This is a genomic window from Pseudochrobactrum sp. AO18b (assembly GCF_000409565.1).
In the GTDB taxonomy this organism is placed as follows: Bacteria; Pseudomonadota; Alphaproteobacteria; order Rhizobiales; family Rhizobiaceae; genus Pseudochrobactrum; species Pseudochrobactrum saccharolyticum.
In genome coordinates, this window is record NZ_ANNO01000239.1 from 1 (window position 1) to 6,858 (window position 6,858).

6 protein-coding genes are annotated in these 6,858 nt (G+C 52.5%); all 6 read right to left on the reverse strand.

Features of this window, described 5'->3' with window-relative positions:
• Window positions 1-27: 27 nt before the first annotated feature.
• Window positions 28-798, reverse strand: a complete 771-nt coding sequence (locus tag A918_RS0109790) for an ABC transporter ATP-binding protein (protein WP_022710890.1) — start codon at window positions 796-798, stop codon at window positions 28-30.
• Window positions 795-1,631 (reverse strand): ABC transporter ATP-binding protein, encoded by an 837-nt coding sequence (locus tag A918_RS0109795; protein ID WP_022710891.1) that lies wholly within the window; start codon window positions 1,629-1,631, stop codon window positions 795-797. Before A918_RS0109795 ends, A918_RS0109790 begins: the two co-directional genes overlap by 4 nt.
• Window positions 1,628-2,557, reverse strand: a complete 930-nt coding sequence (locus A918_RS0109800; RefSeq protein WP_022710892.1) for an ABC transporter permease — start codon at window positions 2,555-2,557, stop codon at window positions 1,628-1,630. Before A918_RS0109800 ends, A918_RS0109795 begins: the two co-directional genes overlap by 4 nt.
• Window positions 2,554-3,618 carry an ABC transporter permease gene (locus tag A918_RS0109805; RefSeq protein ID WP_022710893.1) on the reverse strand — a complete coding sequence of 355 codons (1,065 nt, stop codon included), beginning with the start codon at window positions 3,616-3,618 and terminating at the stop codon, window positions 2,554-2,556. The genes A918_RS0109800 and A918_RS0109805 overlap by 4 nt, the downstream gene beginning before the upstream one ends.
• Window positions 3,619-3,624: 6 nt before the next feature.
• Window positions 3,625-5,247 (reverse strand): ABC transporter substrate-binding protein, encoded by a 1,623-nt coding sequence (locus A918_RS0109810; RefSeq protein ID WP_022710894.1) that lies wholly within the window; start codon window positions 5,245-5,247, stop codon window positions 3,625-3,627.
• Window positions 5,248-5,452: 205 nt separating this feature from the next.
• Complete coding sequence (locus A918_RS0109815; protein WP_022710895.1) at window positions 5,453-6,517, reverse strand: dipeptidase; 1,065 nt, start codon at window positions 6,515-6,517, stop codon at window positions 5,453-5,455.
• Between the last annotated feature and the right edge of the window lie 341 nt (window positions 6,518-6,858).

Below are 6,858 nucleotides of genomic sequence, written 5' to 3' on the forward strand. Positions count from 1 at the left end.
GGCCTGATTTTTAATGATGTCAGGAAATCAGCGTTTGAAGCCTTCACTGGCAACCATCAGATTGCGTGTATAGTCTTCTTTCAGATTGCCCTTGGCGAGATCATCAGCTTTGAGCTTCTCAACAATCGTACCATTCTGCATTACCGCCAGCTCATCACACATATGGGTGATAACTGCGAGGTCGTGACTGACCATAACGAAGGTCAGCTTACGGTCGCGGCGGATCTGCTCCAGCAGGTTGAGCACTTCCGCCTGAACGGAAGCATCAAGTGCGGAAGTCGGCTCATCCAGCAGCAGAATGCTCGGCTCCACGATGAGAGCGCGGGCAATCGCAATACGCTGACGCTGACCACCGGAAAGCTGGTGCGGATAGCGGAAGCGGAAGCCGGAGCCCAAGCCCACTTCATCCAATGCACGGACAATACGCTTCTCCGTGTCTTTGATGCCGTGGATAGCCAATGGCTCAAGCAAGAGGCGATCTACAGTCTGACGCGGGTGCAGGGAACCGTAAGGATCCTGAAACACCATCTGTACCGTGTTGTAGAAGGCCTTGTCACGCGGGTTTGGTATTGGCTTGCCGTTGACCTCAATCTTGCCGGAAGAGGTTGGTGCCAGTCCTGCAACTGCGCGCAGCAGTGTGGACTTGCCTGAACCGGATTCACCGACCAGACCAAAGGAGGAGCCATTAGCAACCGTGATCGACGCATCTTTCAACGCGTGGAAGTCATTGAACAAGACATTGAGATTTTCAATGAACAATGCCGGATTGGCAGGTGTTTTTGTACTGGTACCGGTCATACGCTCCACTCCGCCTGACGTTGCAGGGTTGGCAGCGGATGACGGTCAGCGCCGATCTTAGGCATGCAGTTCAGAAGCCCCTGAGTATATGGATGTTTTGCATTGGCCAGATCGCTTGCGGCAATTTCCTCAACAATACGACCGGCATACATCACGATAACGCGGTCGCAGAAGGAGGAGACCAGACGCAGATCGTGGCTGATAAAGATCAGCCCCATGCCGCGGTCTGCCACCAGCTTGTCGAGAATACCAAGCACTTCAAGCTGAACGGTGACGTCGAGAGCCGAAGTCGGCTCATCGGCGATCAGCAGCTCAGGTTGAGCAATCAGCATCATCGCGATCATTACGCGCTGTCCCATACCGCCGGATACTTCGTGCGGATAGAGATCAAAAACGCGCTCCGGATCACGGATCTGCACCGCTTCCAGCATCTCCAGAGCCTTCTGACGGGCTTCGGATTTTTTGACCGGTGCATGAGCCGACAGGGTTTCAATGATCTGACGACCAATGGTCATAACCGGATTGAGCGAATATTTCGGATCCTGCAATACCATTGCCACGCGGCTGCCGCGCAAAGCACGGCGTTCTTTTGCAGAGATGCCGAGCAGATCAATACCATCAAATTCCAGACGCTTGGCTGTGATTTTTGCATGGGGCGGTGTCAGCCCCATGATGGCGCGGCCGGTCTGGGATTTACCCGAGCCGGATTCACCCACAATACCCAGACGCTCACGTCCCAGCGTGAAAGACACGCCGCGAACAGCCTCAATCGAGCCTGTACGGGTAGGGAATGATACCCGCAGATCGTCAACGTAAAGTAACTTGTCACTCATTGGTTGTTGCCTCGCGGATCAAGAGCGTCACGCAGGCCGTCACCAAGCAGGTTGAAGCCAAGGCTGACAATGAGAATGGCCATGCCCGGTACAGCGGCTACCCACCACTGGTCGAGAATGAAACGACGGCCGGAAGCAATCATTGCACCCCATTCAGGCAGTGGCGGCTGAGCACCGAGACCCAGGAAGCCAAGACCGGCAGCAGTCAGAATAATACCGGCCATATCCAGCGTCACACGAACGATCAGCGAGGACAGGCAGAGCGGCATAATATGACGGATGACGATACGCGCAGGGGATGCGCCCATCAGCTTCACAGCTGAAATATAGTCCGAATTGCGCAGTGTCAGTGTTTCCGCACGGGCAATACGGGCATAAGGCGGCCATGAGGTAATCGCAATCGCGATAACTGCATTTTCAATGCCGGGTCCCAGAGCCGCAACAAAAGCGAGCGCCAGAATGAGCTTCGGAAAAGCAAGGAAAATATCGGTAATACGCATTAGCAGCGCATCAACCCAGCCACCGGCATAACCGGCTACAGTACCGACCAGAAGACCGACCGGTGCCGACAGGATAGCCACCAGCAGAACAACATAGAGCGTCCAGCGTGAGCCGTAGATCAGGCGGGAGAGAATATCGCGCCCCTGATCGTCTGTACCCAGCAGATAGCCCGGTGAGCCCATTGGCAGCAGGCGTGAATTGGCCAGATCGCCGGAAACCGGTGAATGCGGTGCCAGCCATGGTGCAAAGGCAGCCACGAATACCAGCAGACCGATGATAATCAGGCCGAGTACCGCAAGTTTATTCGCGGTAAAACGGCGCCAGATCATGTAGGAACGGCCGAGTTTGGCCTGTGCACGGGATTGCGGACGCTCAGTGAGCAGCCATTCCCGCCATGTTTCTTTTGGAAGTGTTGTCTCACTCATCGTGCGCGCGTCCGTGGGTCGAGTGTCCGATAGAGCAGATCGGAAAGCAGATTAAGGGCAATAAACACAGAGCCGATGATAATAGTGCCGCCGAGAACAGCATTCATATCAGCGCTTTGCAGAGAATTGGTGATGTACAGACCAAGACCCGGCCATGAGAATACGGTCTCAGTCAGAACCGAGCCTTCCAGCATACCGGCATAGGACAGGGCAATCACAGTCACAAGCGGCACTGCCGCATTGCGCAGGGCATGACCCCAGATGATCTTGGTTTCGCTTAAGCCCTTTGCACGCGCTGCAACGATATATTCCTGATCCAGTTCATTGAGCATGAAAGAACGGGTCATGCGGCTGATATAGGCCAGAGAGAAATAACCGAGCAGCGAGGCAGGCAGAATGATATGCGAGAGAATATTCCCCAGCGCATCCCACTGGCGCTGAATAATCGCATCCAGCATATAAAGACCGGTGATCGGCGTGAAGGTATATTCATAGGCCACATCAATACGACCCGGACCGGCAACCCAGCCAAGTTTGGCGTAGAAAATCAGCAGACAGATCATGCCGAGCCAGAAGATCGGAACGGAATATCCGAACAGACCGATAACGCGCACCAGCTGATCGATGAAGCTGCCGCGCTTTACAGCCGCGAGCACACCGAGCGGAATGCCGAAGACAGCGCCGATCAGCGTGCCGATTGTTGCCAGTTCCATTGTCGCAGGGAAAACGCGCTTGATGTCAGTCATAACCGGATTGGAGGTCAGAACCGACATGCCGAAATCACCGGACAGGGCTTTTTGAACATAAATAATGAATTGCTGCCAGATCGGCAGATTTAATCCTAACTCTTCGCGGGTGCGCTCAATAACATGAGCCGGTGCGCGGTCACCGAGAATTGCAAGAACCGGATCAATCGGAATGACGCGACCAATGAAGAAGGTCACAGCCAGCAGTCCGAGATAGGTTGTGATGACGACCAGCAAGAAGCTCCCGATCCCGAGAGCCCATTTGCTGATCCGGGCGTTTTTGCGCCCGGATGCTGTAATAGTGGTTACACTCATACCGTATTATTTCTTCGATACGTCGTAGACAGAGTTGGTGGTGAAGGTCACGCCCAGCTTGTAGTTTTCGACATTATTGCGGTAAGCGGCAACTTCAGTCTGCTGGAACAGAATGACAAACGGACCGTCATCAAGCAGTTTCTTCTGCAGGTCCATATACATCTGTGTACGCTTCTCAGTGTCGCGTTCCAGAACCGCAGCTTTGGTTTCCTTGGTCAGCTCAGGAATATCCCACGCGTTGCGCCATGCCAGTGTTTTGGCCGATGCATCGTCTTTATTGTCAGGATTGCTGGCAAAGGTATCCGCATTGGTGTTTGGATCCCAGTAGTCTGTGCCCCACTGACCGATATAGAGATCATGCTTGCGGGCACGATATTTGGTCAGGGTCTGTTTGCCGTCGCCCGGAATGATTTCCATCTTGATACCGGCCTGAGCAAAAGTCTGCTGAATGGATTCAGCAATACCGGTTACAGGCTGGCTGGAACGCACATCCATAGTGATGTTGAAACCGTCTTTCAGACCGGCTTTTTCCAGCAATTCCTTAGCCTTGGCTACATCGAGCTTGTACGGTTTTTCATCCGACGCGCCGAGCAGACCCTTTGGCAGGAATGTCTGGTGCTGAACACCGATATGTTTAATCAGTGTTGATTCAATCGCGCTGTAATCAACGAGATATTTCAGAGCTTCACGCACTTCAGGCTTGGCCAGAGTTTCGTTTTTCTGGTTGAGGCTGAAGTAATAAACGGTGCCCTTTGGTGCAGATGCCAGCGAAACGCCTTCAGTCTTGGCAATCGCATCAATGTCGCCCGGCTCAAGGTTACGCGCTACGTCGATATCGCCTTTTTCAAGCATCAGACGCTGGGTCGCGCTTTCCTTGACATAGCGGTAGATCGCGCGTTTCAGCGGGGATTTGTCGCCACGGTAATTGTCATTGCGTTCCAGAACAACGATTTCATTGGCGCGCCAGTCGCGGACAATCATCGGGCCGGAACCGGCATAGTTGGTCTTCAGCCAGCCATAGCCGTAATCACCGTCTTTGGCGTTTTCTTCAACCAGTTTCTTGTCAACAACCGAGGCCACGTCAGCGGTCAGGCAGTTCAGCACGAAGCTTGGCGCATAGGACTGGTCAACAGTGATAACCAGTGTATTGGCATCAGTTGCCTTGATCTTCTCTTCCACATTATCCGGCTTGAAACCGAACTGAGTGAGAATGAAAGACGGGCTCTTGTCGATTTTAACAGCACGGATGAGCGAGTAGGCCACATCTTCAGCTGTCAGCGGGTTGCCGGAGGCGAATTTCTGGCCTTCACGGATTTTGAAAGTATAGGTCAGGCCGTCTTCGGAAACTTCCCAGCTTTCCGCAACGTCGCCGATGACCTTGGATGCATCATTCGGGTCGAGACGCAGCAGGCGGTCATAGGTGTTGCCGAGGATTTCACCGGTGGAGAGCTCGAAAGATTCCGCCGGATCCAGCGTAATCATGTCATCGAATGTCCAGCCCAGAACCAGCGTATCGGCCGGTGTTGCGGCCTGCACTGCTGCTGCGCTGACAAATACGCCCAGAGCTGCGGTGGCTGCGAGATAACCAAAACGATTTAATGTTTTAATCCCGTTGGATTTTTTAATCATTATATACCCCATATTTCATCCCAAATGATTGGCCGTTCAACGTGCCTGCGATACTGAAAACACGTGTATCGCACCGTGTTATTTTCTTTCTGCCGAGCTAATCCGGCAGAAAGATTTTTATCTATCATATGATTGAATGGCAGGACTCCGCAAGGAGGCTGACACTTGTCGTCAACTGATTGTTTTTGTGCTTTTTTATGATTGCTCAGTGGTGTTCATGCCAGGCAGAGCGCAGCACACGCAGCCAGTTTTCACGACAGATTTTTGCAAGATCATCCTCGCCATAGCCCGCTTCCCGCAGCGCCTGAACGAGATTATGTGTACCCGCAGCATCCGTAATACCTTCCGGTATCGGGCCGCCGTCATAATCCGAGCCGAGTGCCACACCATCGATGCCGACTTTCTTCACCAGATAATCAATATGGCGCACCATATCGCTCATCGGTGTGGCCGTATTCACCTGACCATCTGCGCGCAGCATGGTGGTGACATAGTTCAGGCCGACCAGACCATTGCTCTCGGCAATTGCATCCAGCTGTTTGTCGGTGAGGTTGCGTGCAACCGGTGTCAGGGCATGGGCATTGGAATGGCTGGCAATCAAAGGCTGATTGCTGAGTTTGGCCACATCCCAGAAGCCTTTTTCAGTGATATGCGACAGGTCGATCAGGATGCCGAGGCTATTGCAGGCCTTAATCAGCTCTTTACCGGCATCGGTCAGTCCCGGTGCGGTATCAGGGCTCATCGGATAGGAGAACGGTACGCCGTGGCCGAAAATATTATGACGGCTCCAGACAGGGCCGAGCGAGCGCAAACCGGCCTGATAGAACAGTTCGAGTGCCTTCAGATCCTTGTCGAGCGCTTCACAACCCTCCATATGCAGAACGGCTGCAAAGTCACCGTCTGCAATGGCATTATCGATATCCTGACCGGTTCGGCAGATTTTCCATCCGCCTGCGCGTTCAAGCTTATAGGCAATGTCGATAAATTCGCTGGCGATGTCGAAGGAATAGGTGCGGTCAAGCGGGGCAGCAAGCGGCGTGTCGTAATGGCCATTGCTGTCCGGTTCGCCGAAAATTGTTTCGCCGGTAGCAGGGTTGGGAATGTAAATCGCGCAGAGACCGCCGGCAAGGCCGCCTTTGCGGGAGCGTGGCAGATCAATATGACCCTGCGTGGTTCCTTCGATAAATTCCTTTACCGGATCTTCGCCTTTATTGCGGTTCTCCCAAAGACGAAGCAGCACATCATTATGGCCGTCAAAAACTGCTTGCATGATTAAATTCCCAATTTCCTCAGCTTAACTTTAAAATCAGGGAGCCTGTTCAAGTCAAGCTGCGGGGCACGATCAAGCTGTTGACCGGTTGAGACAGCGCAAAGGCGCGTACAAAAAAGCAGTGAAAATGACGAAGACAAAGAGGAAAATGCATCGAAAAAGTTATTATCCTGACATTAATCAGGTGAGGGAATGCAAAATTTGCATAGGTCTATGCTGAAAAAACAAACCATATTCAGAATGGATACGCTTATTCAAGCTTTTGTTTTTTATAATAAAATCAATGTATTTTAGCAAAAAATCTGAAAATATGAAAAAAGCGCCGTATTTAAGAAAATACG